The following is a 26,526-nucleotide window of genomic DNA, read 5'->3' on the forward strand; positions in this document are numbered from 1 at the left end:
GGCGAACCGGACAGGGCAAACCGCGCACCGGCAACACACCGGCCGCGTCGCATCTCGATCAATCGTCGGCGGCCGGATCGAGTCCCGGGAACAGCACCTCGGTGAAGCCGAAGCGCGTGAAGTCGGTAATCCGCATCGGATACAGCTTGCCGATCAGGTGATCGTATTCATGCTGGACGACGCGCGCATGAAAATCGTCGGCGACGCGATCGATCTTCTGGCCGAACTGATCGACGCCGCCGTAGCGCACCTTCGCGTAGCGGCTGACGACGCCGCGCATGCCCGGCACCGACAGGCAACCTTCCCAGCCCTCTTCCATGTCCGGCGGCATGTACTCGATCTTCGGGTTGATCAGCACGGTTTCGGGCACCGGCGGCGCATCCGGGTAGCGGTTGTTGTTGCCGAAGCCGAAGATGATGATCTGCAGCCCGATGCCGATCTGCGGCGCGGCCAGGCCGGCACCGTTCGCGTGGTGCATCGTCTCGAACATGTCCGCGACGATCTCGTGCAGTTCCGGCGTGTCGAACCGCTCGACCGGTTTGGCGATTTCGAGCAGGCGCGGATCGCCCATCTTCAGGATCTCGCGAATCATGGCGTATTGCCCTCCAGGAGTTGGTGCAGGCCGTCTTCGTCCAGCACGGGGATGCCGAGTTCCTCGGCCTTCACGAGCTTGCTGCCGGCTTCGGCGCCCGCGACCACGTAATCCGTCTTCTTCGATACCGAGCCCGCCACTTTCGCGCCCGCCGCTTCGAGCATCTCCTTCGCGGCATCGCGCGTAAGCGTCGGCAGCGTGCCCGTCAGCACGACCGTCTTGCCCGCCAGCACGCCTTGCGGCGCCTTCGGCGCGGGCGGCCCTTCCGGCCATGTGACCTTGCCCGGCGCGCGCAACTGCTCGATCACGGTCCGGTTGTGCTCTTCCGCGAAAAACTGGTGGAGCGATTCGGCGACGATCGGCCCGACGTCGTTGACTTCGAGCAACTCGTCGAGCGACGCGTCCATGATCGGCGTCAGCGAGCCGAAGTGCTTCGCGAGATCCTTCGCGGTCGATTCGCCGACATGGCGGATACCGAGCCCGTAGATGAAGCGCGCGAGCGTCGTGTGCTTGGCCTTCTCGAGCGAATCGAGCAGGTTCTGCGCGGACTTCTCGGCGAACCGGTCGAGCTCCGCGAGCGTCGCGAAACCGAGATTGAACAGGTCGGCCGGCGTGCGCACGAGATTCAGGTCGACGAGCTGGTCGATGATCTTCTCGCCGAGCCCGTCGATGTCGAGCGCGCGGCGCTGCGCGAAGTGCCACAGCGCCTGCTTGCGCTGCGCCGGGCAGAACAGGCCGCCCGTGCAGCGCGCGATCGCCTCGTCCGGCAGGCGCTCGATCTTCGAGCCGCATACCGGGCACTCGGTCGGCATCACGAATTCGGCCGCATCGTCCGGGCGCCGGTCGAGCAGCCCGCCGACCACTTCCGGAATCACATCGCCCGCGCGCCGCACGATCACGGTGTCGCCAATCCGGATGTCCTTGCGGCGCACCTCGTCCTCGTTGTGCAGCGTCGCGTTGGTCACGGTCGCGCCGCCGACGAACACGGGCTCGAGTCGCGCGACCGGCGTGATCGCGCCGGTACGCCCGACCTGCACGTCGATCGCGACGAGCTTCGTCAGCGCTTCCTGCGCGGGAAACTTGTGCGCGAGCGCGAAGCGCGGCGCGCGCGACACGAAGCCCAGGCGCTCCTGCTCGTCGCGCCGGTTGACCTTGTAGACGACACCGTCGATGTCGTACGGCAGCGACTCGCGCTTCTCGCCGACCTTGCGGAAGAAGTCGAGCAATCCTTCGGCACCGTGCACGACCGCGCGCTCGCGGTTCACGGGTAGGCCGAGCGTCTCGTACCAGTCGAGCAGCGCACTGTGCGTGTCGGGCATCGGCATCCCGTCGAGCACGCCGATTCCGTATGCGAAAAACGACAGCGGACGCTGCGCGGTGATCTTCGAGTCGAGCTGGCGCAGGCTGCCGGCCGCCGCGTTGCGCGGGTTCGCGAATTCACGCTGCTCGGCCTCGCGCTGGCGTTCGTTCAGGCGTGCGAAATCGCGCTTGAACATCAGCACCTCGCCGCGCACGTCGAGCACGGCCGGCACGTTCGCCCCCTTCAGCTTCAGCGGAATCGAACGGATCGTGCGCACGTTCCCGGTCACGTCCTCGCCGGTCGTCCCGTCGCCGCGCGTCGACGCCTGCACGAACACGCCGCGCTCGTAGCGCAGCGAGATCGCGAGGCCGTCGAACTTCAGTTCGCACGCGTATTCGACGGGCTCCGTCACCGAGCCGGCGAGATCGGTCGTCTTGTCGAGCGCGTCGGCGACACGCTTGTCGAACGCGGCGATGTCCTCGTCCGCGAAGCCGTTGTTCAGCGACAGCATCGGCGCGTCGTGAACGACCGGCGTGAAACCGCCGGCCGCCTCGCCGCCGACGCGCTGCGTCGGCGAGTCGGGCGTCACGAGTTCGGGATGGTCGGTTTCGAGCTGCTGCAGTTCGCGGAACAGCCGGTCGTATTCGGCGTCGGGCAGATCCGGCTGGTCGAGCACGTAGTAGGCGTAGTTCGCCCGCTCGAGTTGATCGCGCAGCCACGCGGCGCGCGCGTCGGGCTGGCTGGCTGGCGGTTCGGCTTGGGTTCGGGCCATGCTGGCGGCAGATTCGTTCTGAGAAAATCGGATGCCCGATTATCTCAGTTTGGCGCCGTGGCGGGGCGTGCAATGCGCGCCCGACAAGCGTGCTGCAGCGCACACGGAAAGGTGTGCGCTGCAACGGCGAACGACGGCGCCGCAGGCCGTGGTTCGCGCAATCGCGTTACTGGCTGAAGAGGCGGCGCGTGACCGGCGAACCGGCCGGAATGCCGGCTTCCTCCAGCTTCGCGTACAGCTTCATCAGTTGCTGCTCGATCGCCAGCAGCGTCGACTCCGGCAGCGGCCGACGCGAATCGTCGACGACCCGTGCGCCGATTCGTTCCGACAGCGACTTCGCGTAATCGCACATCAGCCGGAACGGCAGGATGTCCTCTTCGGCGACCGGCACGTCGAGCACCAGCGTGATCATGTTGCCGCCCTTGTACGTGAGGTCGTCGCGCAGGAAGTTCGTGTCGCCGAACTGCAGCATGAACACGGGGTTCTGCTTCGCGTCGAGCTTCACGAAACGCGTGCCGTCGCGCGACAGCAGCAGCCCGTCCTGCGACGCGACAGCCTGCACGTAGTTGGCCGACCACGGTGCGCCGTCCGACATCACGTTGATCGACAGTTGCGCGTCGCACTGCGCGGCAAAGGCGTCGAGCTCGCGCGCCATCGCCACCGTTTCCATCATGTCCGGGAATTCCGGCGCGCCGTCGATCGCGTCCGCGAACTGCTGGACGCCCGTCACGAATTCGGAGAATTCGAGTTCGTTCAGTGCGCCGCTGCGGTTCGCGAGCTGCGCGGCCGCGCGCAGTTCGTCGTAGCGCACGCCGTTCTGCAGCAGTTCCCACTGGCCGCCGTCCGGCTTGCCTTCGATGTGCACCGGCTTGCTGCCGGCACGGCGCAGCCGCTGCGCGGCCGGCAGGATCTTGTCGCCCGGCAGCGGCCCGGCGAGGCGGATCGGCACGATGCAGTCGATCCGGCGATCGACGATCGCGGGCGGCGCCGACGAAATCGTCGTCGCGGCCGGCAGCACGGGCTCGGATGCGTCGGCCGATTCCGCGGACGCTTCGTGCACGGCGGCAGGCACCGCTGCTTCACCGGCGGCCGGTTCGGTCGACTCGGACGACAGGTCGACACCGGTCGCCTCGGCCTGCAGATCGGCCGGCATGTCGGCAGGTGCCGCGCCACCGAACGTCGGCTCGACGCGCGCGGCTTCGGCCGGCGTGACGGCCGCCGCGACCGGTGCCGCGGGCTCGCGCCGCACCGGCTGACGCACCGGCTCGATGAACGGCAAATCTTCGTCGCGCTCGGGGCGATTCATCGCCTCGGCCGCTTCCTCCGGCATCGGGCGCGGCATCCTGCGCCGCACCTTCGCGCCCTGCCATGCGTTGTAGACCACGACGCCGCCCACCACGACGGCGCCCGCGCCGATCAAACCGAGTGTCAACTCGTCCATGCACGCTCCATCAGCAATTCTTTTTCGTCGGAACCGCGAACGGGCGCCCATGCGCCGCGCGAACGCGGTCCGGTTTCGTCAAACGTCAATTCTGGGCAAAACCCGCGGCGGTTTCCATGTCCACCGCAACGATCCGCGACACGCCCTGCTCCTGCATCGTCACGCCGATCAGCTGCTGCGCCATTTCCATCGCGATCTTGTTGTGCGAGATGAACAGGAACTGCGTCTTGTCGGACATCGCGCGCACCAGGTTCGCGAAACGTTCGGTGTTCGCGTCGTCGAGCGGCGCGTCGACCTCGTCGAGCAGACAGAACGGCGCCGGGTTCAACTGGAACATCGCGAACACCAGCGCGGTCGCGGTCAGCGCTTTCTCGCCGCCCGACAGCAGGTGGATCGTCGCGTTCTTCTTGCCCGGCGGCTGCGCCATCACCTGCACGCCGGCATCGAGGATCTCGTCGCCCGTCATGATCAGCTTCGCCTGGCCGCCGCCGAACAGGCGCGGGAACAGGTCGCTGAAGTGACGGTTGACCTCGTCGAAGGTGCCCTGCAGCAGCGTGCGGGTTTCCTGGTCGATCTTGTGGATCGCGTCCTCGAGCGTCGTGATCGCATCGATCAGGTCGGCCGACTGCGCGTCGAGGAACACCTTGCGCTCGCTCGCGGCCTTCAGCTCGTCGAGCGCGGCCATGTTCACCGGGCCGAGCGCGTTGATCGCGTTGTTGAGCCGCGTGACCTCGCCCTGCAGGTACGACGGTTTCAGATCCGGCGTCAGCTTCTCGGACAGCGCGGCCTCGTCGACCTCGGCCGTCGCGAGCTGCTCGGCGAACTGTTCGACGGCCAGGCGCGCGGCCTGCTCCTTCAACTGCAATTCGGTAATGCGGTCGCGCAGCGGCTGCAGCGAGCGCTCGGCAATGAGACGCTGCTCGTCCGACGCGCGCAGCTTCGCGGTCAGGTCGTCGAGCTCGATCCGCGCGGCCTGCAGCGCTTCTTCCTTCACCGCGCGAATCTCGAGCGCGTCCTGCAGGCCCGTGTGCGCGGTCTGCTCGTTGATCGTCTCGAGCTCGGCGCGCGCGTCTTCGAGCGACGCGGCGACGCGTTCGCTCTGTTCGTGCGCGACCTGGATGCTGCGCTTGAGTTCGTCGATCCGGGTCACCGCGTTGCGTGCCGCGAAGCGCGCGTCGTTCGCGCCGCGCTCCAGGTCACGCGCTTCCTGACGCGCCTGCGTCAGCGATTCGTCGAGCGATTCGAACGCGAGCTGGTTGTCCTCGAAGCGCGCCTGCAGTTCCGCGAGTTCGCCGTCGAAGCGCTCGAAATTCGCTTCCGACTCCGCGCGCATCGCGCGCTGCTCTTCGATCTGCGCGTCGATTTCCTCGAGTTCCTCGCGGATCTGCGTGCTGCGCTGCGTGTAACGTTCGTGCGCCTGCGCGAGCTTCAGCACGTCCATCTGCAGCGCGTGCACGCGCTGCGTCGCACGCTCGGCCTGCGCGCGCACGTCGCCGAGCGCCTGCGTGGCCTGCGTGTGCGCCGCTTCCGCGCGCACGGCGGCCGTGCGCGCCTCGTCGGCGAGCAGCGCCTGCGCACGCACCTGGCGCGTCAGGTTTTCGATTTCCTGCTGGCGGGCCAGCATCCCGGCCTGTTCCGAATCGGCCGCGTACAGCTGTACGCCCACGCGCGTGACGATATGGCCGGCCTTGACGACGAACGCGCCGCCTGCCGGCAGTTGCGTGCGGGTCGCGAGCGCCTGCGCGACGTCGTCGGCAACATACACGTTGCCGAGCCAGTCGTTCAGCACCGCGCGAATGCCCGCGTCGTCGATGCGCACGAGCGACAGCACCGGACGCAGCCCGGCCACCGCCGCGGGCGGTTCGCCGGCCGCGGGCGGCGCGTAGAACGCGAGTTTCGCGGGCGGCGCATCGGTCGCGAACGCCTTCACCCAGTCGAGATTCGATACTTCGAGCGCGGCGAGGCGCTCGCGCAGCACGGCCTCGAGCGCCGCTTCCCAGCCGGCTTCGACGTGCAGCTTCTTCCACAGACGCGGCAGCGCGCCAAGCTCGTGCTTGTCGAGCCACGGCTGCACCTTGCCTTCCGTCTGCACGTTTTCCTGCAGCTGCTTCAGCGCGGCCAGGCGCGCCTCGAGCTGGTGGATCTGCGCGGCTTCGGCCTGCACGCGCTCCTGCGCGGCACGGCGCTCGCCATCGAGACGCGGCACCGTTTCCTGTGCGTCGGCGAGGCGCGCCTGCGCTTCGGCCAGGATCTCTTCCTGCTCGGCGAGCTGCATGCGCAACTCCTCGAGCTGCGCCTCGTCCGGCGCATCGAGCCCGCCCGCTTCGCTCTTCAGGCGCTCATGGCGCTGCTGAAGCTGCTGGAGCTGCTGATCGGCATTGCGCTGGTGCGCGGCTTCGAGCTTCAGCGACTGTTCGGTCTGCGCGATCCGCGCGCGCTCGTCGTTGAGCTGCGCCTGCGCATCGCGCCACTTCGCCTCGAGCGACGGCAGCGCGTCGTGCTTCGCGGCTGCGTTGTCCTCGGCGAGCGCGGCCTTCTCGTCGGCCATCGCGCGCGCCTCTTCGGCTTCCTCGAGCTCGTCCTGCGACTTCTCGGCCTGCGCGCGCCATTGCTCGCGCTGCGCGTTCAGCGCGGCGATCTGCGCCTGCACGCGGTTGCGCGATTCGACGATGAACTTGATCTCGGCTTCGAGGCGACTCACCTCGGCGTTCGCCTCGTAAAGCGAACCCTGTGCGCCCTGCATCGCATCGCTCGCCGCGTAATGCGCGACGCGCAGCGTCTCGAGCTGCGACTCGACTTCACGCAGCTTCGCGGTCTGCGCCTCGAGGTCGATCTGCGCCTGTTCGATCGCGCGCTGCTGCTTCTGCTGCTCGCCGGCGGCCTCGTTCTTGCGCAGCAGCCACAACAGGCGCTGCTTCTCCTCGCCATCGGCGACGAGGTCCTTGTACTTGGTCGCGACGACGGCCTGTGCCTCGAGCTTCTCGAGGTTCGCGCCAAGCTCACGGACGATGTCCTCGACGCGCGTCAGGTTCTCGCGCGTGTCGTGCAGGCGGTTCTCGGTCTCGCGGCGGCGTTCCTTGTACTTCGACACGCCCGCGGCTTCCTCGAGGAACACGCGCAGTTCTTCCGGCTTCGCCTCGATGATCCGCGCGATCATGCCCTGCCCGATGATCGCGTACGCACGCGGCCCGAGGCCCGTGCCGAGGAAGATGTCCTGGATGTCGCGGCGGCGCGCCGGCAGGTTGTTGATGTAGTAGCTCGACGTGCCGTCGCGCGTGAGCACGCGCTTCACGGCGATTTCGCCGTACTGGCCCCACTGCCCGGCCGCACGGCCGTCGGAGTTGTCGAAGATCAGCTCGACGCTGGCCCGGCTGCCGGGCTTGCGAGCGGTCGAGCCGTTGAAGATCACGTCCTGCATCGACTCGCCGCGCAGCTCGGAAGCGCGCGACTCGCCGAGCACCCAGCGCACGGCGTCGATGATGTTGGACTTGCCGCACCCGTTCGGGCCCACCACGCCGACAAGCTGGCCCGGAACCTGGAAATGCGTGGGATCGACAAAGGATTTGAAGCCAGCGAGTTTGATCGAGCTCAGACGCACGGCGGTATCGGATGTGAAGAAGGTGTCAAACGGACGGTGCCGCGATGCGCGGGGCCGAACGGCCCATGCGCAAGACGCGACCCGGAATTCAAAAACGGGGCCGCGCGCATACAGCGTTGGGCCCCGCAAACGGCTTCCATCATACCATCGCGCGTGCGCCGTCCCGACCGTCGCCGGGTTTGTCCGGTGCCGGCGCCGAACGATGGACCCGGCTCGACAGCAGCGTCGCCAGCACGATGCACACGCCGCCCGCCCACTCGCGCGCGGTCGGCAGCTCGTTCGCGAACACCCACGCCGACAGCGCGGTGATCACGATCTCGAACAGCATGATGATCGACGCGCGGTTCGCGGGCACGCGCGCCAGACCGTATTGCACGAGCAGGTTGTTGGCCGCCATCGTCACGCCGATCGCGGCGATGATCAGCGCCGCGACGCCCAGCTGGCCGCCTGCCGGTGCGGCCGGCAGCCCCTCGAACAGCGACGCGATCGCGCCAAACACGGCGGCGCCGCCGAACAGCGTCGCGGTGCGCATCTCCGCGCGCATGTCGGGCAGCTCGCGGCTCGCCTTGATCACGAGCACGTTGCTCATCGCGAAGCTCAGCCCGGCCGCGAGGCCCGCCCATTCGGCCGGGTTGGCCGGCAGCGGCAAGCCGAGCTTCGGCGACCACAGCATCAGCATCGCGCCGCCGATCGACAGCGCCGCCAGCCCCGCGCCGGCCCAAGTCAGCCGCTCGCGCAGCAGGAAGTGCGCATAGATCGCGGTCCATGCGGGGGTCAGGTAGAACAGCAGCATCACGCGCAGCACCTCGCCGTGGATCGTGCCCCACACGAAACCGAGGTTCGTCACACCGGCCGTCACCGCGATGCCCGGCAGCACCCAATGCCAGCGCAGCGTCGCGATCGTGCGGTGCCGCGCGACGATCACGAACAGGAACGCGACGAGGCTCGTCAGCGCGCTGGCCAGCGTGCCCGTCACGCCGAGCGACGCGAGGATCCGCAACGGATACCAGATCAGGCCCCATACCGAAGCGCCGACCAGGATGGCCAGCGTCGGCAGGCTGCCGCGTACCGCGTTATTCATTTGCTTCAATACCCTTTATTCCACCGGCCCGGCCGCCGTTCCGACGGGCCGTGACCGCATTCCGTCACGCTATAATGATCCGTTGCGACCCGGGCGCCGTGGGCTCCCGTTCGCAGCCGCGCGGCGCGCCCGCCGCTTCTTTCGCTCCAACCGGCCGCGATGGCCGCTTCGCCCGTGAACCCTCGACTCGACTCGCTCCAGCCCTATCCCTTCGAAAAGCTGCGCGCCCTGTTCAAGGACGTGACGCCCTCCGGCGACCTCAAACCGATCAGCTTCGGCATCGGCGAGCCCAAGCACCCGACCCCGGCGCTGATCCGCGACGCCGTGGTGGCCGCGCTCGACGGCCTCGCGTCGTATCCGGCCACGGCCGGCTCGGACGCGTTGCGCACGTCGATCGCGCACTGGCTCGAACGTCGCTACGGGCTGCCGGCGATCGATCCGGCCACGCAGGTGCTGCCCGTGTCGGGGTCGCGCGAGGCACTGTTCTCGCTCGCGCAGACCGTGATCGACGCGGGTCCGTCCGACCGGGGCGAGAAGGCGATCGTACTCTGTCCGAATCCTTTCTATCAAATTTACGAAGGCGCGGCGCTGCTGGCTGGTGCCGAACCCTATTTCGCGAACAGCGACCCGGCCCGCAACTTCGCGTGCGACTACGCGGCCGTGCCCGACGAAGTCTGGGCGCGCACGCAGCTGCTGTACGTGTGCTCGCCGGGCAACCCGACGGGCGCCGTGCTGACGCTCGACGACTGGCGCGAGCTGTTCGCGCTGTCCGACCGCCACGGGTTCGTCATCGCGTCCGACGAGTGCTATTCGGAAATCTATTTCGACGAAGCGGCGCCGCCGCTCGGCGGCCTCGAGGCCGCGCACCGCCTCGGCCGCGGCTTCGAGCGGCTCGTGATGCTGTCGAGCCTGTCGAAGCGCTCGAACGTGCCGGGCATGCGCTCGGGCTTCGTGGCCGGCGACGCGGCGCTGCTGAAGAAATTCCTGCTGTACCGCACGTACCACGGCGCCGCGCTGTCGCCGGTCTGGCAGCACGCGAGCATCGCCGCGTGGAACGACGAGGCGCACGTGCGCGAGAACCGCGCGCTGTACCTGCAGAAGTTCACTACGGTCACGCCGATGCTCGCCGACGTGATCGACGTGAAGCTGCCCGACGCCGCGTTCTACCTGTGGGCCAACGTGTCGCGCACCGGGCTGTCGGACACCGAGTTCGCCCGCCGCCTGTACGCCGACTATAATGTGACGGTTCTGCCCGGCTCGTACCTGGCGCGCGATGCGCACGGGTCGAATCCGGGCCGCGATTTCATCCGGATCGCGCTCGTCGCGGGCACCCCCGAATGCGTCGAGGGCGCGCAACGCATCGTCGATTTCTGCCGCTCTCTCGCGCGGTAATCGTCCATCCCGATCAATTCCATCCATCTCCTGCGAAAACGAACATGTCGCAACAACTTCAGCAAATCATCGATACCGCCTGGGACAACCGCGCCGAGCTGTCGCCGAAGGCCGCCCCCGCCGACGTCCGCGAGGCCGTCGCGCACGCGATCGAGCAACTCGACAAGGGTGCGCTGCGCGTCGCCGAGAAAATCGACGGCAACTGGACCGTGCACCAGTGGCTGAAGAAGGCCGTGCTGCTGTCGTTCCGCCTGGAGGACAACGCGCCGATGGCAGCCGGCGGCTACTCGCAGTTCTACGACAAGGTGCCGTCGAAGTTCGCGAACTACACGGCTGAAGACTTCGCCGCGGGCGGCTTCCGCGTCGTCCCGCCGGCCATCGCGCGCCGCGGCTCGTTCATCGCGAAGAACGTCGTGCTGATGCCGTCGTACACCAACATCGGCGCGTACGTCGACGAAGGCACGATGGTCGACACGTGGGCCACGGTCGGTTCGTGCGCGCAGATCGGCAAGAACGTGCACCTGTCGGGCGGCGTCGGCATCGGCGGCGTGCTCGAGCCGCTGCAGGCAAACCCCGTCATCATCGAAGACAACTGCTTCATCGGCGCGCGCTCGGAAGTCGTCGAAGGCGTGATCGTCGAGGAAAACTCGGTGATCTCGATGGGCGTGTACCTCGGCCAGAGCACCAAGATCTACGACCGCGAGACGGGCGAGGTCAGCTACGGCCGCATCCCGGCCGGCTCGGTCGTCGTCGCCGGCAACCTGCCGTCGAAGGACGGCTCGCACAGCCTGTACTGCGCGGTGATCGTCAAGAAGGTCGACGCGAAGACCCGCGCGAAGGTCGGCCTGAACGAGCTGCTGCGAGGCGACTGATGGCGAAGCCGCACACCGTGGTCGTCTACGGCATTCCGAACTGCGACACCGTGAAGAAGGCCCGCGTGTGGCTTGACGATCACGGCGTCGAATTCGAGTTTCACGATTTCAAGAAACTCGGCGTCAGCGTGCCGCTGCTGGAAGACTGGTTGAAGGACGTGTCGCTCGACGCGCTCGTGAACAAGCGCGGCACCACGTGGCGCGGCCTGGACGACGCGATGAAGGCAGCCGCCGAAACGAAGTCCGGCGCGGTCGCGCTGATGATCCACAAGCCGTCGGTCATCAAGCGCCCCGTGCTCGTCGTCAACGGCCGGGTGAAATCGCTCGGCTTCGTGGCCGATCAATACGCGGCGCTGTTTGCCGCATAGGGCCGCTCGCGCTGCGCTAGTCGGCGCAGCCCGACGTCTTGTCGCTGCCGGCCACCGCGCCGGCATTTTTTATCGAAAGTGGTCCGAACCATGTCCGCCACCCTAGCCCTTACCGAACAGCTGATCGCCCGTGCGTCCGTGACGCCCGACGACCAGCATTGCCAGCAGATCATGACCGAGCGCCTCGTCGCGCTCGGCTTCGAATGCGAGACCATCGCGTCGCACGGCGTGACCAACCTGTGGGCCGTCAAGCGCGGCACCGACGGCCGCGACGGCAAGCTGCTCGCGTTCGCGGGCCACACCGACGTCGTGCCAACCGGCCCGCTCGAACAGTGGACCTCGCCGCCGTTCATCCCCGCCCATCGCGACGGCAAGCTGTACGGCCGCGGCGCGGCCGACATGAAAACCTCGCTCGCGGCGTTCGTCGTCGCGTCCGAGGAATTCGTCGCGGCCCATCCCGGCCACCGCGGCACGATCTCGTTCCTGATTACCAGCGACGAGGAAGGCCCGGCCACCGACGGCACCGTGAAGGTCGTCGAACTGCTGCAGGCGCGCGGCGAACGCCTCGACTACTGCATCGTCGGCGAGCCGACGTCGACCGCCGAGCTCGGCGACGTCGTCAAGAACGGCCGCCGCGGGTCGATGTCGGGCGAACTGATCGTCAAGGGCGTGCAGGGTCACATCGCGTATCCGCATCTCGCGAAGAACCCGATCCACCTGCTCGCGCCGGCGCTCGCCGAGCTCGCCGTCGAGCAGTGGGACGAAGGCAACGAATACTTCCCGCCGACCACCTGGCAGGTGTCGAACCTGCACGCGGGCACCGGCGCGACCAACGTGATCCCCGGCCACATCGACCTGCTGTTCAATTTCCGCTTCTCGACCGCCAGCACGGTCGAGGGCCTGCAGGCACGCGTGCACGCGATCCTCGACAAGCATGGCCTCGAATACACGCTGAAGTGGTCGGTGAGCGGCCTGCCGTTCCTCACGCCGCGCGGCGAGCTGTCGAACGCGCTGGAAAACGCGATCCGTACCGAGACCGGCATCACGACCGAACTGTCAACGACGGGCGGCACGTCGGACGGCCGTTTCATCGCGCGCATCTGCCCGCAGGTGATCGAGTTCGGCCCGCCGAACGGCAGCATCCACAAGATCGACGAGCACATCGAGGTGCGTTTCGTCGACCCGCTGAAGAACGTGTACCGCCGCGTGCTCGAACAACTGATCGCCTGATGGAGCCTCGCATGACGACACCTTTTGCAACTGTTCGCGACCTGCTGCGCTACGCAGTCACGCGCTTCTCGAAAGCGAAGCTCGCGTTCGGCCACGGCTCCGACAATGCGTACGACGAAGCCGCCTACCTCGTGCTGCGTACGCTCGACCTGCCGCTCGACACGCTCGAGCCGTTCCTCGACGCACGGCTGCTGCCCGACGAAATCGCGGCCGTGCTCGCCGTGATCGAACGACGCGCGACCGACCGCGTGCCGGCCGCGTACCTCACGCATGAAGCGTGGATGCATGGCCACCGCTTCTACGTCGACGAGCGCGTGATCGTGCCGCGTTCGTTCATCGGCGAACTGCTCGACGATGGGCTGCAGCCGTACGTCGCCGATCCCGAGCAGGTCGGCGCGGTGCTCGAACTGTGCACGGGCTCGGGCTGCCTCGCGATCCTCGCGGCGAGCGCGTTCCCGAACGCCGAGATCGACGCGGTCGACCTGTCCGACAAGGCACTCGAAGTCGCCGAGATCAACGTGCGCGACTACGGCCTCGAAGACCGCATCGCACTGCACCGCGGCGACCTCTACGCGCCGCTGCCCGCGTTCCGTACCGACCCCGGCGCACGCTATGACGTGATCCTGACGAATCCGCCGTACGTGAATGCGTCGTCGATGGCCGGGCTGCCGCCCGAATACCGGCACGAGCCGGAAATGGCGCTCGCGGGCGGTGACGACGGGATGGACATCGTGCGGCGCATCGTCGCCGAAGCGCACCGCTGGCTGCACGACGACGGCGTGCTCGTCGTCGAGATCGGCAACGAGCGCGAGCACGTTGAAGCCGCGTTCGGCGGCCTCGAACTCACGTGGCTGCCCACCAGCGCGGGCGACGACGCCGTGTTCCTGATCCAGGCGTCGGACCTGCCGCGCAAGTCCTGAGCCTCCCCGGCTCCCCAACCGTGCGGCACGGCGTACCGCTGCGCCGCACGGTTGGGTAAGATGCGCGTAAGCGGCCGCCGCGCCGCACGACTTCAGGAGTCCGTCACGCGCCCATGACCCTCGACTGGCTACATCTCGGTACCCTGCTCCTGACGATCCACGTGCTCGGGATCGTCGCGGCGTGCCATGCGATCATGAACACGCGCACGTCGCAAGGCGCGATCGCGTGGGCCGTCTCGCTCGCCGCGATGCCGTACCTGACGCTCGTTCCGTACCTGTTCCTCGGCCGCAGCAAGTTCTCCGGCTACGTCGACGCACGGCGCCACGAGCTGGAAATGGTGCGCATGCACACCCCGCGCTCGCCCTGGCTCGACACCGACGCGACCGACGGGCCGGCTGCCGACGCGCTCGGCCAGGCGGCCGTGCTCGCGCTCACGCGGCTCGGCGGCATGCCGTTCCTCGGCGGCAATTCGGTGCGCACGCTCGTGAACGGCGACGCCACGTTTTCGGCGATCCTGTCGGCGATCGACGCCGCGCGCGACTACGTAGTCGTCCAGTTCTTCATCGTGCGCGACGATGCGCTCGGCCAGATGCTGCGCGACTCGCTGCTGGCGCGCGCGGCGGCCGGCGTGCGCTGTTGCCTGCTGTACGACAGCATCGGCAGCTTCGACCTGCCGCACAGCTACATCGACACCTTGCGCCGGGGCGGCGTCGAAGTTCACCCGTTCGCGACCAATCGCAAGTTCGTGAACCGCTTCCAGCTCAATTTCCGCAACCATCGCAAGATCGTCGTCGTCGACGGCAATCGCGCGTTCGTCGGTGGCCACAACGTCGGCGTCGAATATCTCGGCGCGAAGCCACGCCTGTCGCCGTGGCGCGATACGCACATCGAGATACGCGGCCCCGTGGTCGCGAGCATCCAGTACGTGTTCGCCGAAGACTGGCACTGGGCGACGCAGAAGCTGCCGCCGCTCGCGCTGCCGCCGCCCGCGCAGCCCGGCGACGACATGCATTGCCTCGTGGTGCCGATGGGGCCGGCCGACAAGCAGGAAACCGGTTCGCTGTTCTTCGTCGAGGCGATCAATGCCGCGCGCGAGCGGATCTGGATCACCTCGCCGTACCTCGTCCCCGACGAAGCCGTGATCTCCGCGCTGAAGCTCGCCGTGATGCGCGGCGTCGACGTGCGCATCCTGATCCCGAGCCGGCGCGATCACTACGTGGTGTTCGAGGCATCGAAGCTGTACGCGCGCGATCTGGTCGACGCGGGTGTCAAGGTGTTTCGCTACCGGCCCGGCTTCCTGCACCAGAAGGTCGTGCTGATCGACCGCATCGCGGCGGCGATCGGCAGCGCGAATCTCGACAACCGCTCGTTCCGCCTCAATTTCGAGATCATGGTGCTGACCGTCGACCGCGCATTCGCGGACGCGGTCGAGACGATGCTCGATGCCGACTTCGCGCAGGCGTACGAGGTCGACGCGAACGAATACCGCCATTCGCCCGCATGGCGGCGAATCGCGATGCACGTCGCGCGGCTGTTCGCGCCGATCCTGTAGCAGTCGGGACGACGGCGGCGCCGGTGCGATCCGCACCGGCGCCGCGCACGCCATCCCCCGCCATCACAGCAGCTTGTCGATATCCGCGGCGATTTCGTCGGGCTTGGTCGACGGCGCGTAGCGCTTGACGATGCGCCCTTCGCGGTCGATCAGGAATTTCGTGAAGTTCCACTTGATCGCCTTGAGGCCGAGAATGCCGGGCGCCTCGTCGGTCAGATGGCGGTACAGCGGATGCGCATGATCGCCCTTCACGTCGATCTTCGCGAACATCGGGAACGTGACGCCGTAATTGCGCTCGCAGAACGCGCCGATCTGCGCGGCGTCGCCGGGCTCCTGCTTGCCGAACTGGTTGCACGGGAAGCCGAGCACGAAGAAGCCGCGCGCCGCGTACTGGTCGTACAGCTTCTGCAGGCCCGCGTACTGCGGCGTGAAACCACACTCGCTCGCCGTGTTGACGATCAGCAGCACCTTGCCGCGATACGCATCGAGCGATACCGGCGCACCGGCAAGCGTCTCTGCGTTGAACGAATACAGGGTGGACATCGGGCACTCCTTTTACGAAACCGGATCGACGTGGAGTCTAGGCCAAAATGCACCGTTGCGGCATCCGCCGAGCGGCCGATGTCCGGCGCGAGCGGCGCGCAGTCTAGAATAGCGGTTTTGGCCAGCCATTTCCGCCGTGATCCGTTTCAATCAGTTCAGCCTTGCGCGCGGCACCAAGCCGCTGTTCGAGTCGACCTCGTTCGTGCTCAACCCCGGCGAGAAAGCCGGCCTGATCGGCGCGAACGGCGCCGGCAAGTCGACGCTGTTCTCCGTCCTGCGCGGCGAGCTCCACTCGGACGCCGGCGATTTCTCGATGCCGCCGTCGTGGCGCATCGCCCATGTGTCGCAGGAAACGCCCGCCGTCGACCGCTCCGCGCTCGACTACACGCTCGACGGCGACGCCGCGCTGCGCGAGATCGAGGCGCGCATCGCCGCCGCCTCGGCCGCGCATGACGGCGCCGCGGAGGCCAACGCGCACGCCGCTTTCGCCGACGCCGACGGCTACACCGCGCCCGCCCGCGCCGAAGCGCTGCTGCTCGGCCTCGGTTTCACGCTCGCCCAGACACGCGAATCCGTCGCCAGCTTCTCCGGCGGCTGGCGCATGCGCCTGAACCTCGCGCAGGCGCTGATGTGCCGCTCCGACCTGCTGCTGCTCGACGAACCGACGAACCACCTCGACCTCGACGCGATCGTCTGGCTCGAAGACTGGCTGCACCGCTACCCCGGCACGCTCGTCGTGATCTCGCACGACCGCGAATTCCTCGATTCGATCTGCAACGTCACGCTGCATCTGGAAAACCGCCAGGTGAAGCGCTACGGCGGCAACTACTCGCAATTCGAAGTGCTGCGCGCGCAGCAACTGGCGCTGCAGCAAAACGCATACGAAAAGCAGCAGAAGACGATCGAGCACCTGCAGAGCTTCGTCGACCGCTTCAAGGCCAAGGCGACCAAGGCCAAACAGGCGCAAAGCCGGATGAAGGCGCTCGAGAAGATGGAGCTGATCGCGCCCGCGCACATCGCGTCGCCGTTCACGTTCGAATTCCGCACGCCCGACGCCGCGCCGAACCCGATGATGGTGATGGAAGACGTCCGCTGCGGCTACCATGCCGACGACGGCGCGGAAATCCCGATCGTCGAGCGCGTGGCGCTGTCGATCCAGAACGGGCAGCGCATCGGCCTGCTCGGCGCGAACGGCCAGGGCAAGTCGACGCTGATCAAGACGCTGGCCGGCACGCTCGTGCCGCTGTCGGGACAGGTCCGCGACGGCAAGGGGCTGACGATCGGCTATTTCGCGCAGCACCAGCTCGAAACGCTGCGCGAAGACGATTCGCCGCTCGCGCATCTGGCGCGGCTCGCGCCCGACACGCGCGAGCAGGAGTTGCGCGACTTCCTCGGCGGCTTCAATTTCTCGGGCGACATGGCGACGAGTGCCGTCGGCCCGTTCTCGGGTGGCGAGAAAGCACGCCTCGCGCTCGCGCTGATCATCTGGCAGAAGCCGAACCTGCTGCTGCTCGACGAACCGACGAACCACCTCGACCTCGAAACACGCCACGCGCTGACGATGGCGCTCGCGCAGTTCGAAGGCACGCTGATCCTCGTATCGCACGACCGCCATCTGCTGCGCGCGACGACCGACCAGTTCATGCTCGTCGCGAAGCACCGGCTGCAGCCGTTCGACGGCGACCTCGACGACTACCGCGACTGGCTGCTGCAGCACGCGGCGGAGCAGCGCGCGGCCGCGAAGGCCGACAGCGCGGCTTCGCCGGGCGCGGGTGCCGCGGCCAACCGCAAGGACCAGAAGCGTCAGGCCGCCGAGGAGCGGCAGCGCCTGTCGGTGTTGAAAAAACCGCTGCAGACGCGCATCACGAAGCTCGAAAAGGAAATGGAGACGCTGCACGCGGAGAAGGCGCGCCTCGACGCGTTCGTCGCCGATCCGGCGAGCTACGACGCCGCGCGCAAGACGGAACTGACCGACGCGATCCGCAAGCTCGGCGACGTCAACACCCGGCTCGAAACGATCGAGGCCGACTGGCTCGCCGCGCACGAAGAACTCGAGCAGATCGGCTGAACGCGGCTGCGGCATAGCCAGCCGACACGCCAGCCCTTGGCACGTCGGCGGCCGCGGTTTCTACAACCCATCAAGCCAACGGGCCCGCGCCGGGCCCGGATACGACAAGGCCGGGCACGCTGGCCCGGCCTGTCTGTTGCCGTTGTTCGTCGCTGCGTCGGCCGCTCGCCGTGTTGCCGGCTCAACGCCGCGGCAGCGTGTCGCGCGGCATCTGCTCGTCGTCGCCCATCAGGTGCCGGCGCCCTTCGGTCGGCCGCCGGATCGCCTCGGCGACCTCTGCTTCCGTCACGTCCTCGGAAACCACCTTGCGCGCCAGGCGCCCTTCTTCGTCGATCCATTCGACGATCCGGCATCCACCGCCCCAGGGCTGGCGAATCGGCTCCGACACGCGGCAGCCGCGCAGGTTGTAAAGACGTCCGCTTGGCACTTCCACGTACGATTTCAACATAGGTACCCTTCGTATTCGCGGTTCGACAATCCGGCAAAGGATAGGGAAAAGCGATGTCCGGCGGGTTACAGAAGCCTACATATTCTTTACAGCGAATTACGTGACAGATCGCCGACAGGCCCAGCCCGCGCGGCTGCCGGGTCGATCACTCGAGATCGCGCACACGGTCGATCGCCTGCTCGATCCGCTCGACGGCCATCACGTTCAGCCCTTCGATCGGCTGTTTCGGCGCATTCGCCTTCGGGATCAGCGCGGACGTGAAGCCGAGCTTCGCCGCCTCGCGCAGCCGCTCCTGCCCGCGCGGGGACGGCCGGATCTCGCCCGCCAGCCCCACCTCGCCGAACACGAACAACCCCTTCGGCAGCGCCTTGTTGCGCATCGACGAATGGATCGCGAGCAGCACCGCGAGATCGGCGGCCGGCTCGGTGATCTTCACGCCGCCGACTGCATTGAGGAAGACGTCCTGGTCGAAGCACGCGATGCCCGCGTGCCGGTGCAGCACCGCGAGCAGCATCGCGAGCCGGTTCTGCTCGAGGCCGACCGCGAGCCGGCGCGGGTTCGGCACGTGCGCGGTATCGACGAGCGCCTGGATTTCGACGAGCAGCGGACGCGTGCCCTCCTGCGTGACGAGCACGCACGAGCCGGGCACGACCTGCTCGTGCTGCGACAGGAACAGCGCGGACGGATTCGCGACGCCGCGCAGCCCGCGCTCGGTCATCGCGAACACGCCGAGTTCGTTGACCGCGCCGAAGCGGTTCTTGAACGCCCGCACGAGCCGGAACGACGAATGCGTGTCGCCCTCGAAATACAGCACCGTGTCGACGATGTGCTCGAGCACGCGCGGGCCGGCGAGGTTGCCCTCCTTCGTCACGTGCCCGACCATGATGATCGCGGTGCCCGATTGTTTCGCGATGCGCGTGAGCTGCGCCGCGCATTCGCGCACCTGCGCGACCGAACCCGGCGCCGACGTGAGTGCCTCCGAATAGACGGTCTGGATCGAGTCGATCACCGCCACGTCCGGCCGTTCCGCGTCGATCGCGGCCTGGATCTTTTCGAGCTGGATCTCGGCGAGCAGCTGCAGCTCGGCCGCCGGCGTGCCGCCGTCGAGCAGCGCAAGCCGTTGCGCGCGCAACGCGATCTGCGCGGCCGATTCCTCGCCGCTGATATAGAGCGCGCGCCGTTCGCTCGCGATGTCCGCGAGCGACTGCAGCAGCAGCGTCGACTTGCCGATGCCCGGGTCGCCGCCGATCAGCACGACGCCGCCGGGCACCAGCCCGCCGCCGAGCACGCGGTCGAATTCGCCGATGCCCGTCGAGAAGCGCGGCACGTCGGCCGCTTCGATGTCGACGAGCCGCTGTACCGGCGCCCGTTTCGCCAGCGACTGGAAACGGTGGGCCGACGGCGTCTCGGGGACCGATTCGACGAGCGTGTTCCAGGCCTGGCACGACGGACACTGCCCCTGCCACTTCGGGGACTGCCCGCCGCACTCGCTGCAGACATAGATGGTTTTCTGTTTGGCCACGCGTGACGCCCTTATTCCGCGCGCACGGGCACGCGGCCGGCGACCGCACACATCAGCTCGTAGCCGATCGTGCCGCAGTGGCGGGCGACGTCGTCGATCGGGAGTGCGTTGCCCCACAGCTCGACGCGCGCACCGACGCCCGCCTGCGGGCACGGGGTCAGGTCGACGGTAATCATGTCCATCGACACGCGGCCGACGATCCGCGTACGGATGCCGTCGACGATCACGGGCGTGCCTTCGGGCGCGACGCGCGGATAACCGTCCGCGTAGCCGCACGCGACGACGCCGACCCGCATCGGCGCCTGCGCGGAGAACGTCGATCCATAGCCGATCGCCTGGCCCTTCGCGATCGTTTGCACCGCGATCAGCTCGGACGCGAGCGTCATCGCGGGCTTCAGCCCCGTGTCGGCGATATCGGACGACAGCCCGGACGGCGACGCGCCATACAGCACGATCCCCGGCCGCACCCAGTCGAAGTGCGTATCCGGATGCCACAGCACGGCGGCCGAGTTCGCGAGACTGCGCGCGCCGGCGATGCTTTCCGCACCGCGCTCGAACGTCGCGAGTTGCTCGGCGACGCCGCGCTCGTTATCGGCGTCCGAAAAATGGGTCATCAACGTGATCTGGCCGATGCCGGGGCACGCGCGGGCGCGCTCCCATGCAGCGCGGTATTTTTCCGGCACGTAGCCGAGTCGGTTCATCCCGCTGTTCATCTTGAGCTGCACGTTGACGGGCTTCGACAGCCGCGCGGTTTCCAGCATCCGCATCTGCTCGTCGTTGTGGACCGTCGTCGTCAGGCTGTAGCGGTCGATCACGTCGATGTCGGTCGAGCGGAAGAATCCTTCGAGCAACAGGATCGGGCCGGCCCAGCCGAGCTCGCGCAGTTTCACGGCCTCGTCGAGGTCGAGCAGGCCGAAACCGTCGGTGCCGCGCAAGCCCGGAAACGCGCGGGCGAGACCGTGGCCGTACGCGTTGGCCTTGACGACCGCCCAGACCTTGGACGGGCCGGCAAAGCGGCGGACGACGGAGAGATTGTTCGCGAGAGCGGCGGTGTGGATGGTGGCGGAGATCGGGCGCGGCATGGGAAATTTACGTAAAGACGCTTGCGAATCATCAGCTTACCGCGCCTTTTGAGCACCGAAGCCGACAATTTGCGGAACGATCGGGGAATCTTGCTAGTCCGAATTGCTGTATTTTCATGTTATAAAGCCGTGCGCACAACCCATTTCGAACGGAATAAGCCGATCGCATATCAGGCGGCCTACGCGGCCCTGCCGCAGCGACGAAAGCATCGCATCAGATGAAAAAAGGTTTTTACACCATCATGGCCGCGCAGTTTTTCTCGTCGCTGGCCGACAATGCGCTCCTCATCGCCGCCATCGCCCTGCTGAAAGACCTCCACGCTCCCAACTGGATGACACCGCTGCTGAAGCTGTTCTTCGTGTTGTCGTACGTGGTGTTGGCGGCGTATGTCGGTGCTTTCGCGGATTCGCGCCCGAAGGGGCGCGTGATGTTCATCACCAACTCGATCAAGGTGGTCGGCTGCATGATCATGCTGTTCGGCGCCCACCCGCTGATCGCATACGGGATCGTCGGATTCGGCGCGGCGGCCTACTCGCCCGCGAAATACGGCATTCTCACCGAGCTGCTGCCGGCCGACCGGCTGGTCGCCGCGAACGGCTGGATCGAAGGCACGACCGTCAGCTCGATCATTCTCGGCACCGTGCTCGGCGGTGCGCTGATCAGCCCGCACATCGCGTCGCACGTGATCGCGCACACCCCCGACTGGATCAGCACGCCAGCCGAAGCGGCGATGGCGATCATCATGGCGATCTACGTGATCGCCGCACTGTTCAACCTGCGCATTCCCGATACGGGCGCCCGCTACCCGAAGCAGGAGCGCGGCCCGGTCAAGCTCCTCACGGATTTCGCCGACTGCTTCATGGTGCTGTGGCGCGACAAGCTCGGCCAGATCTCGCTGGCGGTCACCACGCTGTTCTGGGGTGCCGGCGCGACGCTGCAGTTCATCGTGCTGAAATGGGCCGAGGTGTCGCTCGGCATGTCGCTGTCGGAAGGCGCGATCCTGCAGGCCGTGGTCGCGGTCGGCGTCGCGGCCGGCGCGATCGCCGCCGCAGCCCGGATCCCGCTGAAGAAGTCGCTGTCCGTGCTGCCCGTCGGCATCATCATGGGCATCGCGGTAATGCTGATGGCGTTCTACACGCGCGACCTGTTCCCGTCGCACTGGGCCGTGCACTTCGGCCACATGCGCATGCCCGTGTACCTGATCGTCGCGTACCTGTTCCTGATCGGCGTCGGCGCGTTGTCCGGCTACTTCGTCGTTCCGATGAACGCGCTGCTGCAGCATCGCGGCCACGTACTGCTGTCGGCCGGCCACTCGATCGCGGTACAGAACTTCAACGAGAACCTGTCGGTGCTCGTGATGCTGTGCCTGTACGCGGTGCTCGTGTGGCTCGACGTACCGGTCGGCGTCGTGATCGTGCTGTTCGGCACGTTCGTCTGCCTGACGATGTGGCTCGTGATGCGCCGCCACCAGGCGAACCAGCGTCAGTTCGACTCGGTCGCGCTGATCGGCGAATCGCGGCACTGACGCTACACTTCCCGTTTCCGTCCGTCGGCGCCGGTCTTCGAACCGGCGCGTTGCCCTCATGACGCACCCGATACCCAACATCCTGACGATCGCCGGCTCCGATTCGGGCGGCGGCGCAGGCATCCAGGCCGACCTGAAGACGTTTTCCGCGCTCGGCGCGTACGGCGCCAGCGTGATCACCGCGCTGACCGCGCAGAACACGCGCGGCGTGACCGGCGTGCACGCGCCGGACGCCGCGTTCGTGACCGCGCAGCTCGACGCGGTATTCGACGACATCCGCATCGACGCGGTCAAGATCGGGATGCTTGCCAACGCGGCGATCGTGCACGCGGTGGCCGACGCGCTGCGGCGTTACGCGCCGCGCTTCGTCGTGCTCGACACGGTGATGATCTCGAAGAGTTCGCACGCGCTGCTTGCGCCCGACGCCGTCGACGCGTTGCGCGCCGCGCTGCTGCCGCTGGCGACCGTCGTCACGCCGAACCTGCCGGAAGCGGCCGCGCTGCTCGGCGACACGCCCGCGACCACGGAAGACGACATGGTCCGCCAAGGCCGGGCGTTGCTGCAGACAGGCGCGCGCGCCGTGCTGATGAAAGGCGGCCACCTGCCCGACGCGGCCGCGAGCCCCGACTGGCTCGTCGATGCCACGCACACCGTGCGGCTCGACGGCCCGCGTGTGCCGGTCAGCAATACGCACGGCACGGGCTGCACGCTGTCGTCCGCGATTGCCGCGCTGCTGCCGCAGCAGCCCGACCTCGAAAGCGCGGTGCGCGAAGCGAAGGCCTACCTGACCGGCGCGATCGCCGCGAGCGGTCACCTCGACGTCGGTCACGGCGTCGGTCCCGTCCATCACTTCCATCGCTGGTGGTAAGCGCCGGCTGACGCGGCGTCAGCTGTCCTGCGCCGCGAACGCCTGCGCATGCGCAGGCCAGTCGTCGGGCACGACGAAGCCGCGCGCCGTCTCGCGCCACGTGCCATCGCCGCCCTTTTCATGGACGCCGATCAGTGCGGGCGCCTGACGCGCCGTCAACACCGGCGGCAGCTCGAGTGCGGCGGCCAGCGGTTCGGGTTCGAAGCCGGCGTCGGCGGCAACACGCCGCGGCGCGAGCCACGCAAGCCGCGGCAATACGCTCCATGCAACACCGGCACGCTGCGCAGCCGCCCACGTCGGCCACTGCGCGTGCGTCAGCCAGAAACCGCGCGGGTGATCCGGCGCGATTTCCGCGGACACCGGCGGCAGCGGCACGCCGTGCGGATAGAACAGCCAGCCCTTGATGAACATCTGCGCATCGGACGGCGCACCGTAGCCGAGCAGCGCAAAGCCGTCGCGATCGCCGAGCCGCAGCTGGTGGTCGAGCAGCCGGCTGCGCTTGCGGTCGAGTCGGTCGACGAGGTTGGGCCCGACGAAGTCGGCGAGCGACGCGCCGTCGCGCACCGGTGCGCACAGATAGCACTTCACCGCGAGCTCCCAGTGCAGGCGCTGCCCGTCCGGCGCATCGACGAGAAAATCGACTTCGCCGAGCGTCAGGCCATGGCTGCGCAGCGGGAGATTAGCCGCGACGAGCTGCAGCGACGGTCCGTGCGTGAGGAAGTACTCAAGCAGGCATTCCGCATAGCGGCCGAGCCGTACGGGCCGTAGCCCGTCGAGCGCGCGGCGCAGCGGCTCAGGCTGAGCATCGAGCGCGGCGAGCCACGCTTGAACGGCCGACCATCCGGCCGCATCCGGCCACGGATGCGCGAGCGGTGCGCCGGGTGCCGCGGTAAGCAGGCTCGGGCTCGCGAGCAGCCAACCCAGATCGCGCACCGCGGCGTCACGCAGCGTATCGACGAATGCGAACGCCGCGCCGGCCGTCATTGACCGGCCGGCCCGTTCGCGTCGGCACCCGCCGCGCGCTGGAACGTGTCGCGCGCGAGGCACAGGTCGGCCCATGCCTTCGACTTGTCCTGCAGGCTGCGCAACAGGTACGCCGGGTGGTAGGTGACGATCACCGGCACGCCTTCGTACGCATGCACGCGGCCGCGCAGCGACGCGATGCTCGCGTCCGTCTTCAGCAACGTCTGCGCGGCAAAACGACCGAGCGCGACAATCAGCTTCGGCTTCACGAGCGCGACCTGGCGCTGCAGATAAGGCTCGCAACTTGCGACCTCGTCCGGTTCCGGATTGCGGTTGCCGGGCGGCCGGCACTTGATCACGTTCGCGATATACACGTTGTCGCCGCGCTGGAGCGACAGCGACTGCAGCATGTTGTCGAGCAGCTTGCCGGCCTGGCCGACGAACGGCTCGCCCTGCTTGTCCTCGTTTTCGCCGGGCGCTTCGCCGATCAGCATCCAGTCCGCTTCGCGGTCGCCGACGCCGAACACGGTGTTGGTCCGCTTCTCGCACAACCGGCACTGCGTACAGCCGGCCACGCGCGCGGCCAGCGCGTCCCAGTCGAGCACGGCAACCGGCGTTTCGGCGCGGCGCGGTTCGGCAGCCGGCACGGGATCGCCCGGCGGCGCCGCGTCGAACCACGCGAAATCGTCATCGCCGGCAGGCGGCGCGTCGTCCATCGGCGGCATCGCATCGGCCGACGCGGCCGGCACGGGTGCCCGATCGTCCTCGACGACACGGCGCGCCGGCGTGCCGGGCTCGCTCGACGGCGATGCATCGACCGCACGCACGACGGACGGCGGCGCATCGTCTTGCGAAGGCGTCCGCGCCGCGCGCGCCGGCCGATCGGCGGCAACCACGGAAGCGCCGTCCGCCGCACCGGTTTGCGCCGCAGCAGGCGCTTCGACTGCCGCGCCTTCGTCCGCGCGCTGCCCGCGCCGCACCCAGATCTGCGCGAGGCCCATTTCCTCGAGTGCCGCTTCAGCCCACGCCATGCGCGTCCCCCTCATCCTTGTTCAACGTCAGACGCATCACGATCGCGTCCTCCCGGCTGCGATGCTTCGCCGGATAGTAGTTCTTGCGCCGGCCGATCGTCACGAAGCCGAAACGCTCGTACAGATGGATCGCGCGCGTATTGGACGGCCGCACCTCGAGCAGCACGCCGTCGAGCCGCTCCGCGCGCGAAATGCGCACGGCCTCGCGCAGCAGCGCAAGCCCCGCGCCCGCGTGCTGCACGGCCGGCGCGACGCACAGGTTCAGCAGGTGCATCTCGTCCACCACCGGCATCAGCACGCAGTAACCGACGAGCGAGCCGGTCACGTGCCGCAGGCACACGCCCAGATAGCCGTTGCGCAACGAATCCTCGAAGTTGCCGCGGCTCCACGGGAATTCGTACGCGACCCGTTCGATCTCGACGACCTCGTCGAGATCGGCGTCCGTCATCGGCGCCAGATAGCGGTCGCTCAGCAGTACGCCCGTCATCCCTTCGCTCCGCCCGTCTGCGCGGCGCGTGCCGCGACACGCTCGGCGGTCGTCTGCGCGACCTTGTCGCGCACGTATTCGGGCGCCGCCTGATCGGCCGGCACCACACGCCCGGCGCGAAACGCGCGCAGCGCGGCATGCGCGACCGCCAGCGCATGCGGCAATGCATCGCCGTCGATCACGGCCGCGCGTGCCGCGGCCGGCAGTTGCGTGCCGAACGCGGCAGCCGCGTTGCCCGCGAGCGTGAACGGCGCATCGGGCACGCCGACGGCACCCGGCGCGTCGAGCGAGGCCGGATGCAGCGTGCGCCAGTCGCCGACGCTGTCATCCCACTCGAAATCCGCCCAGTAGGCTTCGTCCATCCGTGCGTCCAGCGCGGCAAGCACGCGGGTCGTGCCGGGCGCGCGCAGCCGCGCGTGCTCCGCGCACGCGAGCAGCGTGCCGATCGGCACGACCGGCAGCCCACCGCCGAACGCGAGGCCCTGGGTAATGCCCGTCGCGGTGCGCAGGCCCGTGAACGAGCCGGGGCCCGCGCCGAACGCGATTGCATCGCAATCGGCGAGCGTGAGCCCCGATTCGGCGAAGAGCTCCTGGATCGCCGGCAGCACGCGCGTGCTCGACACGGCGCCCGTCTGCTCGTGGCGGACCCAGGTTTGCGGGGTGGAAATGGCGTCATCGGCTTGAGCCGAGCGCAGCAGCGCGACCGAGCAGTATTCGGTCGACGTATCGATGGCGAGGAGCACTGTTTGCGTCATGGCCGACATTGTAATGCGGCGCCCCGCTCCCACGGGCGATCGGGCCCGATCTGCACGTGCGCGCGGCGTCGGCGGTGGTTTGGAAGGATCGCTCGACCCCGCGCGGCGGTCCGC

At 68.0% G+C, this 26,526-nt stretch carries 22 protein-coding genes; 9 read left to right on the top strand and 13 right to left on the bottom strand.

All coding sequences use genetic code 11. The features are described 5' to 3' along the window. Positions 1-58 precede the first annotated feature (58 nt). The 5 genes from def to H3H55_RS11165 all read right to left on the bottom strand — a co-directional run bounded on the left by def (position 59) and on the right by H3H55_RS11165 (position 8,784). Positions 59-592: a peptide deformylase gene (def, locus tag H3H55_RS11145; RefSeq protein ID WP_193098632.1), complete on the bottom strand. Its 534-nt coding sequence runs from the start codon at positions 590-592 to the stop codon at positions 59-61. Further along, the gene (ligA, locus tag H3H55_RS11150; RefSeq protein ID WP_193098633.1) at positions 589-2,664 is read right to left on the bottom strand and encodes an NAD-dependent DNA ligase LigA; all 2,076 of its coding nucleotides are present in this window, start codon (positions 2,662-2,664) and stop codon (positions 589-591) included. Before ligA ends, def begins: the two co-directional genes overlap by 4 nt. 166 nt (positions 2,665-2,830) lie before the next feature. Beyond that, the gene (locus tag H3H55_RS11155) at positions 2,831-4,105 is read right to left on the bottom strand and encodes a cell division protein ZipA C-terminal FtsZ-binding domain-containing protein (RefSeq protein ID WP_193098634.1); all 1,275 of its coding nucleotides are present in this window, start codon (positions 4,103-4,105) and stop codon (positions 2,831-2,833) included. An 85-nt stretch (positions 4,106-4,190) separates the two neighbouring features. Beyond that, entirely contained in the window at positions 4,191-7,703 is a 3,513-nt protein-coding gene (gene smc, locus H3H55_RS11160) for a chromosome segregation protein SMC (protein WP_193098635.1), read from the bottom strand. 139 nt (positions 7,704-7,842) lie between these two features. Further along, positions 7,843-8,784, bottom strand: coding sequence for a DMT family transporter (locus tag H3H55_RS11165; protein WP_129514678.1), 942 nt, complete (start codon positions 8,782-8,784; stop codon positions 7,843-7,845). A gap of 159 nt (positions 8,785-8,943) precedes the next feature. Between H3H55_RS11165 and dapC the strand changes: the two genes are divergently transcribed. From dapC to cls, 6 genes are all read left to right on the top strand, one after another. Next, complete coding sequence (dapC, locus tag H3H55_RS11170) at positions 8,944-10,176, top strand: succinyldiaminopimelate transaminase (protein WP_193098636.1); 1,233 nt, start codon at positions 8,944-8,946, stop codon at positions 10,174-10,176. Between the two features lie 44 nt (positions 10,177-10,220). Beyond that, complete coding sequence (dapD, locus tag H3H55_RS11175) at positions 10,221-11,048, top strand: 2,3,4,5-tetrahydropyridine-2,6-dicarboxylate N-succinyltransferase (protein WP_129512436.1); 828 nt, start codon at positions 10,221-10,223, stop codon at positions 11,046-11,048. After that, positions 11,048-11,416, top strand: a complete 369-nt coding sequence (locus tag H3H55_RS11180; RefSeq protein ID WP_048248647.1) for an ArsC family reductase — start codon at positions 11,048-11,050, stop codon at positions 11,414-11,416. The genes dapD and H3H55_RS11180 overlap by 1 nt, the downstream gene beginning before the upstream one ends. Positions 11,417-11,506: 90 nt before the next feature. Then, entirely contained in the window at positions 11,507-12,646 is a 1,140-nt protein-coding gene (gene dapE, locus H3H55_RS11185) for a succinyl-diaminopimelate desuccinylase (RefSeq protein ID WP_193098637.1), read from the top strand. A gap of 11 nt (positions 12,647-12,657) precedes the next feature. Then, positions 12,658-13,566: a 50S ribosomal protein L3 N(5)-glutamine methyltransferase gene (gene prmB, locus H3H55_RS11190; protein ID WP_129512438.1), complete on the top strand. Its 909-nt coding sequence runs from the start codon at positions 12,658-12,660 to the stop codon at positions 13,564-13,566. Between the two features lie 113 nt (positions 13,567-13,679). Beyond that, positions 13,680-15,119 carry a cardiolipin synthase gene (gene cls, locus H3H55_RS11195; protein WP_129512439.1) on the top strand — a complete coding sequence of 480 codons (1,440 nt, stop codon included), beginning with the start codon at positions 13,680-13,682 and terminating at the stop codon, positions 15,117-15,119. Positions 15,120-15,182: 63 nt separating this feature from the next. Here cls and H3H55_RS11200 read toward each other — a convergent pair whose 3' ends face one another. Then, positions 15,183-15,662: a glutathione peroxidase gene (locus tag H3H55_RS11200; RefSeq protein ID WP_193098638.1), complete on the bottom strand. Its 480-nt coding sequence runs from the start codon at positions 15,660-15,662 to the stop codon at positions 15,183-15,185. A gap of 136 nt (positions 15,663-15,798) precedes the next feature. On the opposite strand from H3H55_RS11200, the gene H3H55_RS11205 reads away from it, so the two are divergent. Continuing rightward, positions 15,799-17,730 carry an ATP-binding cassette domain-containing protein gene (locus tag H3H55_RS11205; RefSeq protein ID WP_129512441.1) on the top strand — a complete coding sequence of 644 codons (1,932 nt, stop codon included), beginning with the start codon at positions 15,799-15,801 and terminating at the stop codon, positions 17,728-17,730. A gap of 181 nt (positions 17,731-17,911) precedes the next feature. Here the strand turns inward: H3H55_RS11205 and H3H55_RS11210 are convergent, their stop codons facing one another. From H3H55_RS11210 to alr, 3 genes are all read right to left on the bottom strand, one after another. Further along, positions 17,912-18,178, bottom strand: a complete 267-nt coding sequence (locus H3H55_RS11210; protein ID WP_193098639.1) for a DUF2866 domain-containing protein — start codon at positions 18,176-18,178, stop codon at positions 17,912-17,914. A 145-nt stretch (positions 18,179-18,323) separates the two neighbouring features. Next, complete coding sequence (radA, locus tag H3H55_RS11215) at positions 18,324-19,700, bottom strand: DNA repair protein RadA (RefSeq protein WP_129512443.1); 1,377 nt, start codon at positions 19,698-19,700, stop codon at positions 18,324-18,326. A gap of 11 nt (positions 19,701-19,711) precedes the next feature. Further along, the gene (gene alr / locus H3H55_RS11220) at positions 19,712-20,782 is read right to left on the bottom strand and encodes an alanine racemase (RefSeq protein WP_129512444.1); all 1,071 of its coding nucleotides are present in this window, start codon (positions 20,780-20,782) and stop codon (positions 19,712-19,714) included. Positions 20,783-21,000: 218 nt separating this feature from the next. Between alr and lplT the strand changes: the two genes are divergently transcribed. Together lplT and thiD are read left to right on the top strand one after the other, a co-directional pair. Next, positions 21,001-22,308, top strand: a complete 1,308-nt coding sequence (gene lplT / locus H3H55_RS11225) for a lysophospholipid transporter LplT (RefSeq protein WP_048248660.1) — start codon at positions 21,001-21,003, stop codon at positions 22,306-22,308. Between the two features lie 58 nt (positions 22,309-22,366). Further along, a complete protein-coding gene (gene thiD, locus H3H55_RS11230; RefSeq protein ID WP_193098640.1) occupies positions 22,367-23,176 on the top strand; it encodes a bifunctional hydroxymethylpyrimidine kinase/phosphomethylpyrimidine kinase in 810 nt (269 codons plus the stop codon). An 18-nt stretch (positions 23,177-23,194) separates the two neighbouring features. On the opposite strand, the gene H3H55_RS11235 is transcribed toward thiD, so the two are convergent. Genes H3H55_RS11235 through tsaB form a run of 4 tightly spaced genes read right to left on the bottom strand, consistent with a single transcriptional unit; the run spans position 23,195 to position 26,421 of the window. Further along, entirely contained in the window at positions 23,195-24,160 is a 966-nt protein-coding gene (locus tag H3H55_RS11235) for a DUF1853 family protein (protein WP_193098641.1), read from the bottom strand. Continuing rightward, positions 24,157-25,170: a uracil-DNA glycosylase gene (locus tag H3H55_RS11240; protein WP_193098642.1), complete on the bottom strand. Its 1,014-nt coding sequence runs from the start codon at positions 25,168-25,170 to the stop codon at positions 24,157-24,159. The genes H3H55_RS11235 and H3H55_RS11240 overlap by 4 nt, the downstream gene beginning before the upstream one ends. Then, complete coding sequence (gene rimI / locus H3H55_RS11245) at positions 25,157-25,657, bottom strand: ribosomal protein S18-alanine N-acetyltransferase (RefSeq protein ID WP_193098643.1); 501 nt, start codon at positions 25,655-25,657, stop codon at positions 25,157-25,159. The genes H3H55_RS11240 and rimI overlap by 14 nt, the downstream gene beginning before the upstream one ends. Continuing rightward, positions 25,654-26,421 carry a tRNA (adenosine(37)-N6)-threonylcarbamoyltransferase complex dimerization subunit type 1 TsaB gene (gene tsaB / locus H3H55_RS11250; protein WP_193098644.1) on the bottom strand — a complete coding sequence of 256 codons (768 nt, stop codon included), beginning with the start codon at positions 26,419-26,421 and terminating at the stop codon, positions 25,654-25,656. Before tsaB ends, rimI begins: the two co-directional genes overlap by 4 nt. Positions 26,422-26,526: the final 105 nt, after the last annotated feature.

Source organism: Burkholderia sp. Z1 (assembly GCF_014893795.1).
GTDB lineage: Bacteria > Pseudomonadota > Gammaproteobacteria > Burkholderiales > Burkholderiaceae > Burkholderia > Burkholderia theae.

What these genes read in the sequence shown, in the direction of transcription:
- H3H55_RS11165 (WP_129514678.1), bottom strand. Translation starts at nt 8,784, where the DNA reads ATGAATAACGCGGTACGCGGCAGCCTGCCGACGCTGGCCATCCTGGTC.
- dapC (WP_193098636.1), top strand. Translation starts at nt 8,944, where the DNA reads ATGGCCGCTTCGCCCGTGAACCCTCGACTCGACTCGCTCCAGCCCTAT.
- H3H55_RS11200 (WP_193098638.1), bottom strand. Translation starts at nt 15,662, where the DNA reads ATGTCCACCCTGTATTCGTTCAACGCAGAGACGCTTGCCGGTGCGCCG.
- prmB (WP_129512438.1), top strand. Translation starts at nt 12,658, where the DNA reads ATGACGACACCTTTTGCAACTGTTCGCGACCTGCTGCGCTACGCAGTC.
- H3H55_RS11155 (WP_193098634.1), bottom strand. Translation starts at nt 4,105, where the DNA reads ATGGACGAGTTGACACTCGGTTTGATCGGCGCGGGCGCCGTCGTGGTG.
- lplT (WP_048248660.1), top strand. Translation starts at nt 21,001, where the DNA reads ATGAAAAAAGGTTTTTACACCATCATGGCCGCGCAGTTTTTCTCGTCG.
- H3H55_RS11180 (WP_048248647.1), top strand. Translation starts at nt 11,048, where the DNA reads ATGGCGAAGCCGCACACCGTGGTCGTCTACGGCATTCCGAACTGCGAC.
- cls (WP_129512439.1), top strand. Translation starts at nt 13,680, where the DNA reads ATGACCCTCGACTGGCTACATCTCGGTACCCTGCTCCTGACGATCCAC.
- dapD (WP_129512436.1), top strand. Translation starts at nt 10,221, where the DNA reads ATGTCGCAACAACTTCAGCAAATCATCGATACCGCCTGGGACAACCGC.
- rimI (WP_193098643.1), bottom strand. Translation starts at nt 25,657, where the DNA reads ATGACGGGCGTACTGCTGAGCGACCGCTATCTGGCGCCGATGACGGAC.
- H3H55_RS11210 (WP_193098639.1), bottom strand. Translation starts at nt 18,178, where the DNA reads ATGTTGAAATCGTACGTGGAAGTGCCAAGCGGACGTCTTTACAACCTG.
- ligA (WP_193098633.1), bottom strand. Translation starts at nt 2,664, where the DNA reads ATGGCCCGAACCCAAGCCGAACCGCCAGCCAGCCAGCCCGACGCGCGC.
- def (WP_193098632.1), bottom strand. Translation starts at nt 592, where the DNA reads ATGATTCGCGAGATCCTGAAGATGGGCGATCCGCGCCTGCTCGAAATC.
- tsaB (WP_193098644.1), bottom strand. Translation starts at nt 26,421, where the DNA reads ATGTCGGCCATGACGCAAACAGTGCTCCTCGCCATCGATACGTCGACC.
- H3H55_RS11235 (WP_193098641.1), bottom strand. Translation starts at nt 24,160, where the DNA reads ATGACGGCCGGCGCGGCGTTCGCATTCGTCGATACGCTGCGTGACGCC.
- alr (WP_129512444.1), bottom strand. Translation starts at nt 20,782, where the DNA reads ATGCCGCGCCCGATCTCCGCCACCATCCACACCGCCGCTCTCGCGAAC.
- H3H55_RS11240 (WP_193098642.1), bottom strand. Translation starts at nt 25,170, where the DNA reads ATGGCGTGGGCTGAAGCGGCACTCGAGGAAATGGGCCTCGCGCAGATC.
- dapE (WP_193098637.1), top strand. Translation starts at nt 11,507, where the DNA reads ATGTCCGCCACCCTAGCCCTTACCGAACAGCTGATCGCCCGTGCGTCC.
- thiD (WP_193098640.1), top strand. Translation starts at nt 22,367, where the DNA reads ATGACGCACCCGATACCCAACATCCTGACGATCGCCGGCTCCGATTCG.